This is a genomic window from Streptomyces ficellus (assembly GCF_030406405.1).
Taxonomy (GTDB): Bacteria; Actinomycetota; Actinomycetes; order Streptomycetales; family Streptomycetaceae; genus Streptomyces; species Streptomyces ficellus_B.
On the sequence record NZ_JAUEPL010000048.1, the window covers coordinates 17,044 to 33,430 of the forward strand.

A 16,387-nucleotide genomic window follows, 5' to 3' on the forward strand; every position below is an offset into this window, starting at 1 on the left:
CGGCGGACAGGGGCGGCCGTGCGGCAAAATGACGAGTCATGACGAGTGCGACGGTTGACGAGGTGTCCACGGACCACGGCAGGACGGTCGGCAGCAGCCGGGCGTTCGCGTGGATGCTGGTGGTCACCGGCGCGGCGGGGCTGCTCGCCGCGTGGGTGATCACGCTGGACAAGTTCAAGCTGCTGGAGGACCCGAACTTCACGCCGGGCTGCAGCCTGAACCCGGTGGTGTCGTGCGGCAACATCATGAAGAGCGAGCAGGCCTCGGCCTTCGGCTTCCCCAACCCGATGCTGGGCCTGGTCACCTACGGCATGGTGATCGCCATCGGGGCGGGGCTGCTGGCCGGCGCCCGCTACCGCCGCTGGTACTGGCTCGGCCTGAACGCCGGCACGCTCTTCGGCACCGGGTTCTGCATGTGGCTGATGTATGAGTCGCTGTACGAGATCAACTCGCTGTGCCTGTGGTGCTCCCTGGCGTGGGCCGCGACGATCGTCATGTTCTGGTACGTCACCTCCCACAACGTACGCAACGGCATCCTCCCGGCCCCCCGCGCGCTGCGCGGCTTCCTCGACGAGTTCACCTGGGTGCTGCCGGTCCTGCACATCGGGATCATCGGCATGCTGATCCTCACCCGCTGGTGGGACTTCTGGACCGGCTGAGCGGCCGCGCCGGGACTGTCAGTGGGCTGACATAGGCTTCTGGATGTGGAGCCCGACCTCTTTACCGCCGCCGCCGAAGAACGCCAGGAGAAGGATCCGTCCAGCAGCCCCCTGCCCGTACGGATGCGTCCGCGCGTCCTCGACGAAGTCGTCGGCCAGCAGCACCTGCTCAAGCCGGGATCTCCGCTGCGCCGGCTGGTCGGTGAGGGCGCGGGCGGCCCGGCCGGTGCCTCGTCCGTGATCCTGTGGGGCCCACCGGGCACGGGCAAGACGACCCTCGCGTACGTCGTCTCGAAGGCGACCAACAAGCGCTTCGTGGAGCTCTCGGCGATCACCGCGGGCGTCAAGGAGGTCCGCGCGGTCATCGACGGTGCCCGCCGCGCCGCCGGCGGCTTCGGCAAGGAAACCGTCCTCTTCCTGGACGAGATCCACCGCTTCAGCAAGGCCCAGCAGGACTCGCTGCTGCCCGCCGTCGAGAACCGCTGGGTGACCCTCATCGCGGCGACCACCGAGAACCCGTACTTCTCGGTGATCTCCCCGCTGCTCTCCCGCTCCCTGCTGCTGACCCTGGAGCCGCTCACGGACGACGACATCCGCGGGCTGCTGAAGCGGGCGCTCGTCGACGAGCGCGGGCTGAACGGCGCGGTGTCGCTGCCGGACGACGCCCAGGCGCACCTGCTGCGGATCTCGGGCGGCGACGCCCGCCGGGCGCTGACCGCGCTGGAAGCGGCCGCGGGCGCGGCCATGGCGAAGAACGAGCCGGAGATCACCCTCGCCACACTGGAGGAGACGGTCGACCGGGCGGCCGTGAAGTACGACCGGGACGGGGACCAGCACTACGACGTGGCGAGCGCGTTGATCAAGTCGATCCGCGGCTCCGACGTCGACGCCGCCCTGCACTACCTGGCCCGGATGATCGAGGCCGGCGAGGACCCCCGCTTCATCGCCCGCCGCCTGATGATCTCCGCCAGCGAGGACATCGGCCTCGCGGACCCCACGGCACTGCCCACCGCGGTCGCCGCCGCCCAGGCGGTCGCCATGATCGGCTTCCCCGAGGCGGCCCTGACCCTCAGCCACGCCACCATCGCGCTGGCGCTCGCCCCCAAGTCGAACGCCGCGACCAGGGCGATAGCCGCCGCCCAGGCCGACGTACGCAACGGGCTGGCCGGACCGGTCCCGCCCCATCTGCGCGACGGGCACTACAAGGGCGCGGCCAAGCTGGGCCACGCCCAGGGGTATGTGTACCCGCACGACGTGCCGGGCGGTATCGCCGCCCAGCAGTACGCGCCGGACACCGTCCACGGCAAGCGCTATTACGAACCGACGCGGTACGGCGCCGAGGCGCGGTACGCGGACGTGGTGGAGAAGGTCCGCGAGCGGCTGCGCGGCGAGGGCCCCGCGTAGTCAGCCCTGGCCGTGGTCCGCCTGGGCCGTTTCGAAGAGCGCGTGCATGGCGCGGCGCAGCCCGTGGACGTTCCCTGCGGGCTCGGGGAAGTCGAAGCGCGCGTCGAACCAGCGGCCCGCCGCGTCCCGGCACCGCACCCGGAGCCCGAACCGGTCCAGCGCGAGCGGCACCACGCGGCGCACGGCGCAGGGCCCGTCCGAGGCCCGGTGGCCGAGCAGGGTGCTCAGGGCCTGGACGTGGTCGTCGTGCGTGGCGGCGAGGTGTTGCAGCAGCTCGGTCTCGTACGCGGTGAGGGGATCCGGCAAGGCACGGGCGAAGTCCTCCGGACCGACCGTGCCGTCGCCCCACAGGTCGTCGACGTACAGCTCGCCGACCTCCAGGCGCAGCATCATGTGGCCGGGCGCCGCGATGCCGGGGGCGCAGGTCAGCCAGCCGGACACCCAGGCGCGGCCGCGGACGCGGTTGGGGACGGCGACCGGGGCCACGTCCGTGATCTCCAGCACGGCGGCCAGTTCCCCGGCCTGCGCGTGCGTGGCGGCCCGCACGGGCGGGGAGTCGGCGGGGAACAGCAGGAACACCTCGCCGTCGGTGCCCACGGTGCGGGCGTCCGGCACCAGCTGGTCGGGCCGAGCGCCGTCCGCCCCCGGCACGATGAGCACCGCGGAGCATGTACTCTGTACGAGAGTTCGTGTGCGCTCGGCTGCTGACGGCATCCGCGCGATTTCAAGCCCGCTGGGACGCGGCTGACCATGAGCTGATCGGACCTCCGTCACATCGATGCTCTGCGAAGCAGGAGCGTCGCTCTCTGTGCTGCTGTCTGTGATGCGCGTGGTGTTCCCAGGGCTCGACATGCGATCTCCTTGATTAAGGTAAGCCTAACCTAACCTATATCGGAGGTCTGGAGAACGTGCCTAACCAGTCGCGTCCCAAGGTCAAGAAGTCCCGTGCGCTCGGTATCGCGCTGACGCCGAAGGCCGTCAAGTACTTCGAGGCTCGCCCCTACCCGCCGGGTGAGCACGGCCGTGGCCGCAAGCAGAACTCGGACTACAAGGTCCGTCTGCTCGAGAAGCAGCGTCTGCGCGCCCAGTACGACATCAGCGAGCGCCAGATGGCGCGCGCCTACGACCGCGCCAAGAAGGCCGAGGGCAAGACGGGCGAGGCGCTGGTCGTCGAGCTGGAGCGCCGTCTCGACGCCCTGGTCCTGCGTTCGGGCATCGCCCGCACCATCTACCAGGCCCGCCAGATGGTCGTCCACGGCCACATCGAGGTCAACGGCTCCAAGGTCGACAAGCCCTCGTTCCGCGTCCGCCCCGACGACGTCGTGATGGTCCGCGAGCGCAGCCGCGACAAGACCCTGTTCCAGGTCGCGCGTGAGGGTGGCTTCGCCCCCGACGGCGAGATCCCCCGCTACCTGCAGGTCAACCTGAAGGCCCTGGCCTTCCGTCTCGACCGCGAGCCGAACCGCAAGGAAATCCCGGTCATCTGCGACGAGCAGCTGGTCGTCGAGTACTACGCCCGCTGACCCTGGCGTAGCACCGCGGTCCCCAGCCCGCCGTTTCCCCGCCCTCCGGGCCGGGGGAGCCGGCGGGCTTCCGCGTTCCCGGGGCACTGCCCTTGTCGAGGCTTCGCCCCGAACCCTCTGCCCGTCTGCGGACCGCGCCCGGTTGTGCCCACCCTCGGTGAGTCGGCCCGCAAGGGGCCATAGCGGCGAGCCGAACCCCACAACCGATTAGCCGGCGAACCGGCCCGCATCCGGCCGCGGCGTGCCGAGCCCACAGCCGGTGTCGGCCTGTAGTCGGCATCAGGGCCCGGGTGGGGCCGTGCAGGGTCGTCCCCGCAGGGGCTGGCGGCGACGGAAGGGCTCCCCTTCGACGTACCCAAGGCCGCCGGCCCCGAGGAGACGAGCCCGGAGGGGCCCCGCCCCCACCCACCCGGGGTGGCCGCAATGCCCCGCCCCGGGCGGGTAGGCGCGGTCGCCGCGCGCTGCACCGCGCCGCACCGCCCCGCTCAGCGGGCCCGCCCGCCGCGGCGGGTCGACGCACGGTCGCCGCGCGGTGGCGGCACCCGGTCCAGGGGGCGGCCCGACAGCGCCCGCGCCACCGCCGCGTCCAGCGGCAACGCGCCGCCCTCCGCCACGTACGACCGGAACCGCTCGGGCCCCAGCTCCTCGCCGGCCCGCCGCTCGCACAGGGCGCGGGGTGCGCTGAAGTACGCGGAGCCGAACAGCGGCAGCCCGACCGCCTCCCATATCGGCGCGGCCGCACCCTGGAGCACCGCCGCCTCGGCCGGGTCGCCCTCGCTCGCCGTGACCAGCGCCAGCAGCTCGATGGCCAGCACCAGCCCGACCAGGTCATTGAACGTGTGGTCGATGGCGATGCACTCGGCCAGCAGCTCCCGGGCCTCCCCGTGCCGTTCCCGGGTCCAGGCCGAGTACGCCAGCACATACAGGGCGTACGCCCGCGTCCACCGCTCGCCGCGCTCCTCGCAGACCTCCCGGACCTCCTGGCACAGCGCGACGGCCGCCTCCAGGTCACCCCGGAAGGCCTTCGCCATCGCCAGCTCGACCTGCCCCATCAGCACCTGGCTGTTGAGCTCGCCCAACTCGCGGTACGCGGCCAGCGCCCGGCCGAGCAGTTTCTCGGCCCGCGGCATGTCGCCCGACAGCAGTGCGAGGCAGCCCATGCGGTGGGTCGTGTACGCGGCCGCCGTCGCGTTTCCCGTACGGGCCGCGTTCTCGCCGCACTCGTGCAGCGCCGCCACCCCCGCCGTGTTGTCGCCCTGGAGGATCGCCACGTACCCCAGCACCCACAGCGCCTTGAGCCGTGCCGTGTCGTGGTCCGACTCCAGCGCCACCGCCCGGTCCAGCCAGTGCCGCCCCTCCGCGAGCCGCCCGCACCCGACCCAGTAGAACCAGAGCGTGCCGGCCAGGTGCTGCGCCAGGTGCGCCTCCTCGGGGTGCTCCAGGCACAGTTCCATCGCGGCCCGCAGATTGGGCAGCGCGCTGTCGGCGCAGGCGGCGACCTCTGCCTGTCGCGGGCTGAACCATTCCAGCTCGCACCAGGTGGCCAGCCCCATGTACCAGTCGCGGTGGCGCCGCCTCAGCCGCTCCGCATCGCCCAGCTCGGCCAGCCACTGCGCCCCGTACGCCCGCACCGTGTCCAGCATCCGGTGCCGCACGCCCGCGGGGGTCTCCTCCCGGCCCACCACCGACTGCGCCACCAGCTCACCGAGCACGTCCAGCACCCGGTCGGGCGGCAGCTCCGGGCCGCCGCACACGTACTCGACCGCCTCCAGGTCGAAGGGGCCGGTGAAGACCGACAGCCGCGCCCACAGCAGCCGCTCCTCGGGCGTGCACAGCTCATGGCTCCAGCCGATGGCCGTCCGCAGCGTCCGGTGCCGGGGCAGCGCACCGCGCACCCCGTGCGCCAGCAGCCGGAAGCGGTCGTCGAGGCGGTGCAGCATCTGCTCCACGCTGAGCACGGGCAGCCGGCCCGCCGCCAGTTCCAGCGCCAGCGGAATCCCGTCCAGGCGCCGGCACAGCTCCCGTACGGCCGCGGATTCCTGGGCCCGGAAGCCGGGCAGGACCGCCTCCGCCCGCTCGGTGAACAGCCGCACGGCGTCCTCGTCGGACATCGGCGTGAGCGAGAGGACCGCCTCGCCGTCGAGCCGCAGCGGGCGGCGCCCGGCGGCCAGCACGGTCAGCCCCGGGGAGCGGCGCAGCAACTCCCGTACGAGCGCGGCGCACTCGTCCACGAGGTGTTCGAAGCCGTCCAGGACGAGCAGCAGCCGCCGGTCGGTGAGGTGCTCGACCAGCACCTCGCGCGGCGGTCTGCTGGTGTGGTCGGTCAGGCCCAGGGCCTCCAGCACGGCGTGCTCCAGCAGCCGGGCGTCCCGCAGCGGAGCGAGCTCGGCCAGCCGGACGCCGTCGCAGTAGCGTTTCTCCGACGCCTCCGACGCCTCCGACGCCTCCGACGCCTCCGACGCCTCCGACGCCTCCGCCATGGCCGCCGCCCGCGTCACCAGCCGGGTCTTGCCGACGCCGCCCACGCCCACCACCGTGACGAGCCGGAACTCGGCCAGCAGCCGCGTCAGATGGTCCAGTTCGCCCTCACGCCCCACGAACCGGTTCAGCTCCGCCGGGAGATTGCTCCGTCGCATGGGACACGGAGCGTACCCACACCGCAGCACTCCGTACAATCCGACCGCACAACTCCGGCTCCGGGCGCCCTTAATGCGGTACGGGGAGCGAGTGCGGGCGCGATAGGCTCGGAGGACGACTTTCTAGAGTTTTCTACGAGCCGGATCCGACGAGCAGAGAGCGGTGCGCAGTGACCGGTGGAGAGGTTGCCGGGATTCTGGTGGCCGTCTTCTGGGCGATCCTGGTCTCCTTCCTGGCCGTGGTGCTGGTGAGGCTGGCCCAGACGCTCAGGGCGACCACCCGACTCGTGGCAGAGGTGACCGAGCAGGCCGTCCCGTTGCTGGCCGACGCCTCCGCGACGGTGCGGTCGGCGCAGACTCAGCTCGACCGGGTGGACGCCATCGCGTCGGACGTCCAGGAGGTCACGTCCAACGCCTCCGCGCTCTCCACGACGGTCGCCTCCACCTTCGGGGGGCCGCTGGTCAAGGTCGCGGCGTTCGGCTACGGCGTGCGCCGGGCGATGAGCCGGAACAAGGACGACAGGCCGGCCGAGCGGACCCGGCGTACGGTGATCGTCGGCCGTACGGTGCCGAGGGCCAGGGGCTGGAAGCGGAAGGGCTGAGGCAAGGGATGTTCCGCCGTACGTTCTGGTTCACCGCGGGCGCCGCAGCCGGTGTGTGGGCCACCACCAAGGTCAATCGCAAGCTCAAGCAGCTGACCCCCGAGAGCCTCGCCGCCCAGGCCGCCGACAAGGCGATCGAGGCCGGTCACCGGCTCAAGGACTTCGCCCTGGACGTCCGGGCGGGAATGGTCCAGCGCGAAGCGGAGTTGGGTGAGGCACTGGGCCTCGGCGCCCCCGCCGATCCCGCGCTGCCGGCACCGCGCCGCGCCGCCGCGCTCGGCCGCGCCGAGGACCCGTACCCGCACCGCCCGAGCCCCGGCCGCCCGGACCCGGCGGCGCGCCCGGACCCGGCCCGTCCGGAACCCGGTCGCCCGGACCAGGACCGCCCCGACCCGGACCGTCCGAAACCCAACCACCCGTAACCAACCACTCGTACAACCGGAATGAGGACCACTGATGGAGTCGGCTGAAATCCGCCGCCGCTGGCTGAGCTTCTTCGAGGAGCGCGGGCACACCGTCGTCCCTTCGGCGTCGCTCATCGCGGACGACCCGACTCTGCTGCTGGTCAACGCGGGCATGGTGCCCTTCAAGCCGTACTTCCTCGGCGAGACCAAGCCGCCTGCCCCGCGCGCCACCAGCGTGCAGAAGTGCGTGCGTACGCCCGACATCGAAGAGGTCGGCAAGACGACCCGCCACGGCACGTTCTTCCAGATGTGCGGCAACTTCTCCTTCGGGGACTACTTCAAGGAAGGTGCCATCTCCTACGCCTGGGAGCTGCTCACCACGCCCCAGGACAAGGGTGGCTACGGCCTGGACCCCGAGCGCCTGTGGATCACGGTCTACCTCGACGACGACGAGGCCGAGCAGATCTGGCGCGACAAGATCGGCGTCCCCGCCGAGCGCATCCAGCGCCTGGGCAAGAAGGACAACTTCTGGTCCATGGGCGTCCCCGGCCCCTGCGGCCCCTGCTCGGAGATCAACTACGACCGCGGCCCGGAGTTCGGCGTCGAGGGCGGCCCGGCCGTCAACGACGAGCGGTACGTGGAGATTTGGAACCTGGTCTTCATGCAGTACGAGCGGGGCCCCGGCGACGGGAAGGAGGACTTCCCGATCCTCGGCGAACTGCCGTCGAAGAACATCGACACCGGTCTCGGCCTGGAACGACTCGCCATGATCCTTCAGGGCGTGCAGAACATGTACGAGATCGACACCTCGATGGCCGTCATCGACAAGGCCACCGAGCTCACCGGCGTGCGCTACGGCGCCGAGCACAGCTCCGACGTCGCCCTGCGGGTCGTCACCGACCACATCCGTACGTCGGTCATGCTCATCGGCGACGGCGTCACCCCCGGCAACGAGGGCCGAGGCTATGTGCTGCGCCGCATCATGCGCCGCGCCATCCGCAACATGCGCCTCCTCGGGGCCACCGGCCCGGTCGTCAAGGACCTGGTCGACGTCGTGATCAACACGATGGGCCAGCAGTACCCGGAGCTCGTCACCGACCGCAAGCGGATCGAGACCGTCGCCCTCGCCGAGGAGGCCGCCTTCCTCAAGGCCCTCAAGGGCGGCACCAACATCCTCGACACCGCCGTCAGCGAGACCAAGGCCGCCGGCTCCACCGTCCTGCCGGGCGAGAAGGCGTTCCTGCTCCACGACACCTGGGGCTTCCCGATCGACCTCACCCTGGAGATGGCCGCCGAGCAGGGCCTGACCGTGGACGAGGACGGCTTCCGCCGCCTGATGAAGGAGCAGCGGGAGCGCGCCAAGGCCGACGCCAAGGCCAAGAAGACCGGCCACGCCGACGTCTCCGCGTACCGCGAGATCGCCGACACCGCCGGTTCCACCGAGTTCACTGGATACGTCAGCACCGAGGGCGAGTCGACCGTCGTCGGCCTGCTCGTCAACGGTGTGCCCTCCCCGGCCGCCACCGAGGGCGATGAGGTCGAGGTCGTCCTCGACCGCACCCCCTTCTACGCCGAGGGCGGCGGCCAGCAGGCCGACACCGGGCGCATCAGGCTCGACTCCGGTGCCGTCATCCAGGTCCGTGACGTCCAGCAGCCGGTTCCGGGCGTCTCCGTGCACAAGGGCTCCGTGCAGGTCGGCGAGGTCACCGTGGGCGCCTCCGCCTACGCCGCCATCGACGTCAAGCGCCGCCGTGCCATCGCCCGCGCCCACAGCGCCACGCACCTCACGCACCAGGCGCTGCGCGACGCCCTCGGCCCGACGGCCGCCCAGGCCGGTTCGGAGAACGCCCCGGGCCGCTTCCGCTTCGACTTCGGCTCGCCGTCCGCCGTGCCCGGCACGGTCCTCACCGACGTCGAACAGAAGATCAACGAGGTCCTCGCCCGGGAGCTCGACGTCCAGGCCGAGATCATGAGCATTGATGAGGCCAAGAAGCAGGGCGCCATCGCCGAGTTCGGCGAGAAGTACGGCGAGCGGGTCCGCGTCGTCACCATCGGCGACTTCTCCAAGGAGCTGTGCGGCGGTACGCATGTGCACAACACCGCGCAGCTGGGTCTGGTGAAGCTGCTCGGCGAGTCGTCGATCGGCAGTGGCGTGCGCCGTATCGAGGCCCTCGTCGGCGTCGACGCCTACAACTTCCTCGCCAGGGAGCACACGGTCGTCGCCCAGCTCCAGGAGCTGGTCAAGGGCCGCCCCGAGGAGCTGCCGGAGAAGATCTCCGCCATGCTCGGCAAGCTGAAGGACGCCGAGAAGGAGATCGAGAAGTTCCGCGCCGAGAAGGTCCTCGCCGCCGCCGCCGGGCTCGCCCAGGGCGCCAAGGACGTACGCGGTGTGGCGCTGGTGACCGGCCAGGTCCCGGACGGCACCTCCGCCGACGACCTGCGCAAGCTGGTCCTCGACGTGCGCGGCCGCATCCCGGGTGACCGCCCGGCCGTCGTCGCCCTGTTCTCCACGGCGAACGGGCGTCCGCTGACGGTCATCGCCACCAACGAGGCCGCCCGCGAGCGCGGCCTCAAGGCGGGCGAGCTGGTCCGTACGGCCGCCAAGACCCTCGGCGGCGGCGGTGGCGGCAAGCCGGACGTCGCCCAGGGCGGCGGCCAGAACCCCGCCGCCATCGGCGACGCCATCGACGCCGTCGAGCGGCTCGTCGCGGACACCGCCTGATGAGACGCGGCCGCCGGCTCGCGATCGACGTCGGGGACGCCCGGATCGGGGTCGCCTCGTGCGACCCCGACGGGGTCCTCGCCACGCCGGTGGAGACCGTGCCGGGGCGTGATGTCCCGGCCGCCCACCGGCGGTTGCAGCAGATCGCGCAGGAGTACGAACCGATCGAGATCGTGGTCGGGCTGCCTCGCTCCCTCAGCGGGGGCGAGGGCCCGGCCGCGGCCAAGGTCCGCGCCTTCGTCCAGGAGCTCGCCCGTTCGGTCGCCCCCGTCCCCGTACGGCTCGTGGACGAGAGGATGACCACAGTGACGGCCACTCAGGGGCTGCGCGCCTCGGGTGTGAAGTCCAAAAAGGGCAGGTCTGTCATCGATCAGGCAGCCGCTGTGATCATCCTTCAGAACGCTCTTGAGTCCGAACGGGTATCGGGTAATCCGCCCGGAGAGAGCGTCGAAGTGGTCATCTGATCGCGATACGGTAACGTTCCGCGCGATGCGGCGGTGTTCGAACAGCCGCCGCACTACGTAGAGGCGGATCGTCCGGACGCCTCGCGGCTGTTTGGGGATCGATGACTGAGTATGGCCGGAGCCCCGGCTCCCAACCGTGGCACCCCGAGGACCCGGCATACGGGGACCAGGGGTGGGAAGGTCAGCAGGCCTACTACCAGCAGACGCAGCAGCAGCCACAGCAGTACGAGGCCCAGCAGGACCCGTACCAGCAGCAGCCGCAGCAGGGGTACGGCGACCAGCAGTACCACGCCCCGCATGATCACCAGGCCGCGCAGGAGTACCAGGCCCAGCAGGCGTACGCCCAGCACTACGCCCGGCAGCCGTACGACACCGGCGGCTGGGACACCGGCCAGCAGACGGCGATGCCCTACGGCGCGCCCGCCCCGGCCGACCCGTACGGCCCGCACGCCCCCGACCTGTACGGCACCCCCGAGGCGTACCCGCCGCCGCAGCCCCCGGGCCAGCGGCGGCCCGAGCCCGAGCCCGAGCCGGAGCCGGTGCGCCACGAACCGGAGCCGGAGCAGGAGAACCACCCGTTCTTCTCGGACGGCGCCACGGACGGGGACGGCGACGGGGACGACGGCTACGACGATGAGCCGGCCACATCGAGGCGCGGCGGCGGCCAGGGCCGCCGGGGCGGCAAGCAGCAGAAGAAGCGCAAGAGCCGCAACGGCCTCGCCTGCCTGGTCGTCGCCCTGGTCCTCGCGGGCGGCGCGGGCGGCGTCGCCTACTTCGGCTACCAGTTCTGGCAGGGCCAGTTCGGCGAGGCCCCCGACTACGAGGGCGCGGGCACCGGCGAGACGACAGAGGTACGGATCCCCAGGGGAGCCGGTGGCGGCGAGATCGGCTCCATCCTCACCCAGGCCGGTGTGGTCAAGAGCCAGGGAGCGTTCCTCTCGGCGCTCCAGGAGAACCCGAACGGCAAATCCATTCAGGACGGCGTCTACCTCCTCAGCAAGGGAATGTCGGCCGCCAATGCCGTCAAAGCCATGCTGAACCCGGCCAGCCGCAACAACCTCACCATTCCCGAGGGCAAGCGGAACGCCTACGTCTACGCGCAGATCGACAAGAAGCTGAAGCTGAAGCCCGGCGCCACCGAGGCGGTCGCCAAGGCCAACGCCAAGAATCTCGGTCTGCCGGCCTGGGCGACCGGCCACCCCGATGTCAAGGACCCGCTCGAAGGCTTCCTCTTCCCGGCCACGTATCCGCTGTCCAAGAAAGCGAAGCCGGAAGACATCCTCAAGGACATGGTCGCCCGCGCGAACACGGAGTACCGCAAGCTCGACCTGGAGGGCAAGGCCAAGTCCCTCGACCTGGAGGGGCCTTGGGAGCTCCTCACCGTGGCCAGCCTGGTGAACGCGGAAGGCAAGACCCATGACGACTTCCGCAAGATGGGCGAGGTCGTCTACAACCGCCTCAAGCCCACCAACACGGAGACGAACCAGCTGCTCCAGTTCGACTCGGCCTTCAACTACCTCATGGGCCAGAGCGAAATCGAGATCAGTGAATCCGAGATCAACAGCAACCGGGACCCGTACAACACGTACACCCGGAAGGGCCTGACCCCCGGACCCATCGGCAATCCCGGACTGGAAGCCCTGAAAGCCGCCCTGAATCCGACGACGGACGGCTGGATGTACTTCGTCGCCACGGACGGCATGGACAAGACGGAATTCGCCAAGACGCACGAGGAATTCCTGAAGCTGAAGGACAAGTTCAATGACAACCAGGGCAGCGACTGACGTCCGGAGGGCTGCCGTCCTCGGGTCGCCCATCGCCCACTCCCTCTCCCCGGTGCTGCACCGGGCCGCCTACGCGGAGCTCGGCCTCGCGCACTGGACGTACGACCGGTACGAGGTGGACGAGGCCGCGCTGCCCGGGTTCTTCAAGCGGCTGGACGAGTCGTGGGCCGGGCTGTCGCTGACCATGCCCCTCAAGCGGGCCGTCATCCCGCTGCTCGACGAGATCACCGGGACGGCCTCCTGCGTCGAGGCCGTCAACACGGTCGTCCTCACCGGCGACGGCCGCCGCGTCGGCGACAACACCGACATCCCCGGCATGATCGCGGCCCTGCGGGAGCGGGGCGTGGAGAAGGTCGAGTGCGCCGCCGTCCTCGGCGCGGGCGCCACCGCCTCCTCCGCGCTCGCCGCGCTGTCCCGGATCTGTACGGGGCCGGTGACCGCGTACGTACGCAGCGAGGCCCGCGCCGACGAGATGCGCGGCTGGGGCGAACGGCTCGGCGTGCCGGTCCGCACGGCCCCCTGGGCGGATGCGCCCGAGGCGCTGCGGGCACCCCTGGTGATCGCCACGACGCCCGCCGGCACGACCGACGCGCTCGCCGCCGCCGTCCCCGACCGGCCCGGCACCCTCTTCGACGTGCTCTACGACCCCTGGCCCACCGACCTCGCCGCCGCCTGGTCGGCGCGCGGCGGCGCCGTGGTGGGCGGCCTCGACCTGCTCGTCCACCAGGCAGTGCTCCAGGTCGAGCAGATGACCGGCCGCACTCCCGCGCCGCTGGCCGCCATGCGGGCGGCGGGGGAGAGGGCACTCGCCGGCCGCTGAGGCCCCCGCGATGCCGTCCGCGTACTGGACCGGCGCTCGGATACGGGCCCGGACGTGGGAGGATCGGTGGTGAGGCGGGCCAGGGCCGCGCACCCGGTCGCGCCGTCGCAGTCGAGGCGCGAGCATGAGGAGCACCGTTGAGCAGGTTGCGCTGGCTGACCGCGGGGGAGTCGCACGGCCCCGCACTGGTGGCGACGCTGGAGGGCCTTCCCGCCGGCGTACCGATCACCACGGAGATGGTGGCGGACCACCTCGCCCGGCGGCGCCTCGGCTATGGGCGCGGCGCGCGGATGAAGTTCGAGCGCGACGAGGTCACCTTCCTCGGCGGCGTCCGCCACGGGCTGACCATGGGCTCGCCGGTGGCCGTGATGGTCGGCAACACCGAGTGGCCCAAGTGGGAGAAGGTCATGGCGGCCGACCCGGTCGACCCGGCCGAGCTCGCCGAACTGGCCCGTAACGCCCCCCTGACCCGGCCCCGGCCCGGCCACGCGGACCTCGCGGGCATGCAGAAGTACGGGTTCGACGAGGCCCGCCCGGTCCTGGAGCGCGCCAGCGCCCGGGAGACCGCGGCCCGCGTCGCGCTGGGCGCCGTCGCCCGCTCGTACCTCAAGGAGACGGCCGGCATCGAGATCGTCAGCCACGTCGTGGAGCTGGCCGCCGCGAAGGCCCCGTACGGGGTGTACCCGACCCCGGCCGACGTCGAGAAGCTGGACGCCGACCCGGTGCGCTGCCTGGACGCGGACGCGTCGAAGGCGATGGTCGCCGAGATCGACCAGGCCCACAAGGACGGCGACACCCTCGGCGGCGTGGTCGAGGTCCTGGCGTACGGCGTGCCCGTCGGCCTCGGCTCGCACGTCCACTGGGACCGGCGCCTGGACGCCCGGCTGGCCGCCGCGCTGATGGGCATCCAGGCCATCAAGGGCGTCGAGGTCGGCGACGGCTTCGACCTGGCGCGCGTGCCCGGCTCCCAGGCGCACGACGAGATCGTCGCCACCGACGAGGGCATCAAGCGCACCTCCGGCCGCTCCGGCGGCACCGAGGGCGGTCTGACGACCGGCGAGCTGCTGCGCGTACGGGCCGCGATGAAGCCGATCGCGACCGTGCCGCGGGCACTGAAGACCGTCGACGTCGTCACCGGCGAGGCCGCCGCCGCCCACCACCAGCGCTCCGACGTGTGCGCCGTCCCGGCCGCCGGGATCGTCGCCGAGGCGATGGTGGCCCTGGTCCTCGCGGACGCGGTCGCGGAGAAGTTCGGCGGCGACAGCGTCACCGAGACCCGCCGCAACGTCCGCGCCTACCTCGACAACCTCCAGATCCGGTGAGCACCGGCCCGCTGATCGTCCTGGTCGGACCGATGGGCTCCGGCAAGTCCACCGTGGGCGCGCTGCTCGCCGAGCGGCTCGGCGTGGCCTACCGGGACACCGACGCCGACATCGTCGCCGCCGAGGGCCGCGAGATCTCCGACATCTTCATCGAAGACGGCGAAGAGCACTTCCGTGCCCTGGAGCGCGAGGCCGTCAGGGCCGCCGTCGCCGAGCACACGGGCGTCCTCGCCCTCGGCGGCGGCGCCGTCCTGGACGCCGGCACCCGCGAGCTGCTCGCCTCGCTGCCGGTCGTCTACCTGGCGATGGACGTCGAGGAAGCGGTGCGGCGCGTCGGCCTGAACACCGCCCGCCCGCTGCTCGCGGTCAACCCGCGCCGCCAGTGGCGGGAGCTGATGGACGCCCGCCGCCCCCTGTACACCCAAGTCGCCCGGGCCGTCGTCGCCACCGACGACCGGACCCCCGAAGAGGTCGCCCAGGCGGTCCTCGACGCACTGGAGCTGAAGGACGCATGACTGACCAGGCAGTGACCCGTATCCAGGTCGGCGGCACGGCCGGCACCGACCCGTACGAGGTGCTGGTCGGCCGGCAGCTGCTCGCCGAGCTGCCCGGCCTCATCGGCGACCGGGCCAAGCGTGTCGCCGTCATCCACCCCGAGGCGCTCGCCGACACCGGCGAGGCGCTGCGCGCCGACCTCGCCGAGCAGGGGTACGAGGCGGTCGCCATCCAGGTGCCGAACGCCGAGGAGGCCAAGACCGCCGAGGTCGCCGCGTACTGCTGGAAGGCGCTCGGCCAGACCGGCTTCACCCGCACCGACGTCCTCGTCGGCGTGGGCGGCGGCGCCACCACCGACCTCGCCGGGTTCGTCGCGGCGACCTGGCTGCGCGGTGTGCGCTGGATCGCGGTCCCCACCACCGTCCTGGCGATGGTCGACGCGGCCGTGGGCGGCAAGACCGGCATCAACACCGCCGAGGGCAAGAACCTCGTCGGCGCCTTCCACCCGCCCGCCGGCGTCCTGTGCGACCTCGCCGCGCTCGATTCGCTGCCGGTCAACGACTACGTCAGCGGCCTGGCCGAGATCATCAAGGCGGGCTTCATCGCCGACCCGGTGATCCTCGACCTGATCGAAGCCGACCCGGCCGCCGCACGCACCCCCACCGGCCCGCACACCGCCGAGCTGATCGAACGCTCCATCCGCGTCAAGGCCGACGTCGTCTCGTCCGACCTGAAGGAATCCGGCCTGCGCGAGATCCTCAACTACGGCCACACGCTCGCCCACGCCATCGAGAAGAACGAGCGCTACAAGTGGCGTCACGGCGCGGCCGTCTCCGTCGGCATGGTCTTCGCCGCCGAACTGGGCCGTCTGGCCGGGCGGTTGGACGACGCCACCGCCGACCGGCACCGCACCGTCCTGGAGTCCGTGGGTCTGCCGCTGACCTACCGGGGCGACCAGTGGCCCAAGCTCCTTCAGACCATGAAGGTCGACAAGAAGTCCCGCGGCGACCTGCTGCGCTTCATCGTCCTCGACGGCCTGGCCAAGCCGACCGTCCTGGAGGGCCCCGACCCGGCGGTGCTGGTCGCGGCGTACGGGGAGGTCTCGGCGTGACCCGGCGCGTGCTCGTCCTCAACGGCCCGAACCTCGGCCGGCTGGGCTCGCGCGAGCCGGACGTCTACGGGGCCACCTCCTACGCCGGACTGGTGGACGCCTGCCAGAGCCTCGGCAAGGAGCTCGGCTTCGACGTCGACGTACGCGAGACCAACGACGAGGGCGAGATGATCCGCTGGCTCCATGAAGCCGCGGACGGCTCCATCCCCGTCGTCATCAACCCCGGCGCCTTCACGCACTACTCGTACGGGATGAGGGACGCGGCCGCCCAGCGCACCGCCCCGCTCATCGAGGTGCACATCTCCAACCCGTACGCCCGCGAGGAGTTCCGCCACACCTCGGTCATCGCCGCCGTCGCCAGCGGCACCATCGCGGGGTTCGGCATCGGCTCGTACCTGCTGGCCCTGCGCGCCCTCGCCGGCGAACCGACCGGCTGACCGG

The 16,387-nt window shown here is 71.7% G+C and carries 15 protein-coding genes; 13 read left to right on the forward strand and 2 right to left on the reverse strand.

Translation table 11 applies throughout. The features are described 5' to 3' along the window. The first annotated feature begins 38 nt into the window (after positions 1–38). Together QWM81_RS25225 and QWM81_RS25230 are read left to right on the forward strand one after the other, a co-directional pair. Positions 39–659, forward strand: a complete 621-nt coding sequence (locus QWM81_RS25225; RefSeq protein WP_290114644.1) for a vitamin K epoxide reductase family protein — start codon at positions 39–41, stop codon at positions 657–659. Between the two features lie 45 nt (positions 660–704). Next, positions 705–2,063 (forward strand): replication-associated recombination protein A, encoded by a 1,359-nt coding sequence (locus QWM81_RS25230; protein ID WP_290114645.1) that lies wholly within the window; start codon positions 705–707, stop codon positions 2,061–2,063. Here the strand turns inward: QWM81_RS25230 and QWM81_RS25235 are convergent, their stop codons facing one another. Then, positions 2,064–2,777 carry a DUF2470 domain-containing protein gene (locus QWM81_RS25235; protein WP_290114646.1) on the reverse strand — a complete coding sequence of 238 codons (714 nt, stop codon included), beginning with the start codon at positions 2,775–2,777 and terminating at the stop codon, positions 2,064–2,066. Between the two features lie 194 nt (positions 2,778–2,971). Between QWM81_RS25235 and rpsD the strand changes: the two genes are divergently transcribed. Next, the gene (gene rpsD / locus QWM81_RS25240) at positions 2,972–3,586 is read left to right on the forward strand and encodes a 30S ribosomal protein S4 (protein ID WP_290114647.1); all 615 of its coding nucleotides are present in this window, start codon (positions 2,972–2,974) and stop codon (positions 3,584–3,586) included. A 485-nt stretch (positions 3,587–4,071) separates the two neighbouring features. On the opposite strand, the gene QWM81_RS25245 is transcribed toward rpsD, so the two are convergent. Beyond that, a complete protein-coding gene (locus tag QWM81_RS25245; RefSeq protein ID WP_290114648.1) occupies positions 4,072–6,222 on the reverse strand; it encodes an ATP-binding protein in 2,151 nt (716 codons plus the stop codon). Positions 6,223–6,392: 170 nt separating this feature from the next. On the opposite strand from QWM81_RS25245, the gene QWM81_RS25250 reads away from it, so the two are divergent. The 10 genes from QWM81_RS25250 to aroQ all read left to right on the forward strand — a co-directional run bounded on the left by QWM81_RS25250 (position 6,393) and on the right by aroQ (position 16,383). Further along, the gene (locus QWM81_RS25250) at positions 6,393–6,824 is read left to right on the forward strand and encodes a DUF948 domain-containing protein (RefSeq protein ID WP_290114649.1); all 432 of its coding nucleotides are present in this window, start codon (positions 6,393–6,395) and stop codon (positions 6,822–6,824) included. Between the two features lie 8 nt (positions 6,825–6,832). After that, complete coding sequence (locus QWM81_RS25255) at positions 6,833–7,246, forward strand: DUF6167 family protein (protein ID WP_290114650.1); 414 nt, start codon at positions 6,833–6,835, stop codon at positions 7,244–7,246. Between the two features lie 34 nt (positions 7,247–7,280). Further along, on the forward strand, positions 7,281–9,950 hold the full coding sequence (alaS, locus tag QWM81_RS25260) for an alanine--tRNA ligase (protein WP_290114651.1): 2,670 nt from the start codon (positions 7,281–7,283) through the stop codon (positions 9,948–9,950). Further along, complete coding sequence (gene ruvX, locus QWM81_RS25265; protein WP_290114652.1) at positions 9,950–10,414, forward strand: Holliday junction resolvase RuvX; 465 nt, start codon at positions 9,950–9,952, stop codon at positions 10,412–10,414. Before alaS ends, ruvX begins: the two co-directional genes overlap by 1 nt. A gap of 101 nt (positions 10,415–10,515) precedes the next feature. Further along, positions 10,516–12,198, forward strand: coding sequence for an endolytic transglycosylase MltG (mltG, locus tag QWM81_RS25270; RefSeq protein ID WP_290114653.1), 1,683 nt, complete (start codon positions 10,516–10,518; stop codon positions 12,196–12,198). Continuing rightward, positions 12,176–13,018, forward strand: coding sequence for a shikimate dehydrogenase (locus QWM81_RS25275; protein WP_290114654.1), 843 nt, complete (start codon positions 12,176–12,178; stop codon positions 13,016–13,018). Before mltG ends, QWM81_RS25275 begins: the two co-directional genes overlap by 23 nt. 137 nt (positions 13,019–13,155) lie before the next feature. Continuing rightward, a complete protein-coding gene (gene aroC, locus QWM81_RS25280; protein ID WP_290114655.1) occupies positions 13,156–14,340 on the forward strand; it encodes a chorismate synthase in 1,185 nt (394 codons plus the stop codon). Beyond that, on the forward strand, positions 14,337–14,855 hold the full coding sequence (locus QWM81_RS25285) for a shikimate kinase (RefSeq protein WP_290114656.1): 519 nt from the start codon (positions 14,337–14,339) through the stop codon (positions 14,853–14,855). Before aroC ends, QWM81_RS25285 begins: the two co-directional genes overlap by 4 nt. Then, positions 14,852–15,946, forward strand: a complete 1,095-nt coding sequence (aroB, locus tag QWM81_RS25290) for a 3-dehydroquinate synthase (RefSeq protein WP_290114657.1) — start codon at positions 14,852–14,854, stop codon at positions 15,944–15,946. Before QWM81_RS25285 ends, aroB begins: the two co-directional genes overlap by 4 nt. Then, entirely contained in the window at positions 15,943–16,383 is a 441-nt protein-coding gene (aroQ, locus tag QWM81_RS25295) for a type II 3-dehydroquinate dehydratase (RefSeq protein ID WP_290114658.1), read from the forward strand. The genes aroB and aroQ overlap by 4 nt, the downstream gene beginning before the upstream one ends. Positions 16,384–16,387: the final 4 nt, after the last annotated feature.

What these genes read in the sequence shown, in the direction of transcription:
- QWM81_RS25225 (WP_290114644.1), top strand. Translation starts at nt 39, where the DNA reads ATGACGAGTGCGACGGTTGACGAGGTGTCCACGGACCACGGCAGGACG.
- QWM81_RS25235 (WP_290114646.1), bottom strand. Translation starts at nt 2,777, where the DNA reads ATGCCGTCAGCAGCCGAGCGCACACGAACTCTCGTACAGAGTACATGC.
- QWM81_RS25245 (WP_290114648.1), bottom strand. Translation starts at nt 6,222, where the DNA reads ATGCGACGGAGCAATCTCCCGGCGGAGCTGAACCGGTTCGTGGGGCGT.
- QWM81_RS25255 (WP_290114650.1), top strand. Translation starts at nt 6,833, where the DNA reads ATGTTCCGCCGTACGTTCTGGTTCACCGCGGGCGCCGCAGCCGGTGTG.
- alaS (WP_290114651.1), top strand. Translation starts at nt 7,281, where the DNA reads ATGGAGTCGGCTGAAATCCGCCGCCGCTGGCTGAGCTTCTTCGAGGAG.
- ruvX (WP_290114652.1), top strand. Translation starts at nt 9,950, where the DNA reads ATGAGACGCGGCCGCCGGCTCGCGATCGACGTCGGGGACGCCCGGATC.
- mltG (WP_290114653.1), top strand. Translation starts at nt 10,516, where the DNA reads ATGACTGAGTATGGCCGGAGCCCCGGCTCCCAACCGTGGCACCCCGAG.
- QWM81_RS25275 (WP_290114654.1), top strand. Translation starts at nt 12,176, where the DNA reads ATGACAACCAGGGCAGCGACTGACGTCCGGAGGGCTGCCGTCCTCGGG.
- aroB (WP_290114657.1), top strand. Translation starts at nt 14,852, where the DNA reads ATGACTGACCAGGCAGTGACCCGTATCCAGGTCGGCGGCACGGCCGGC.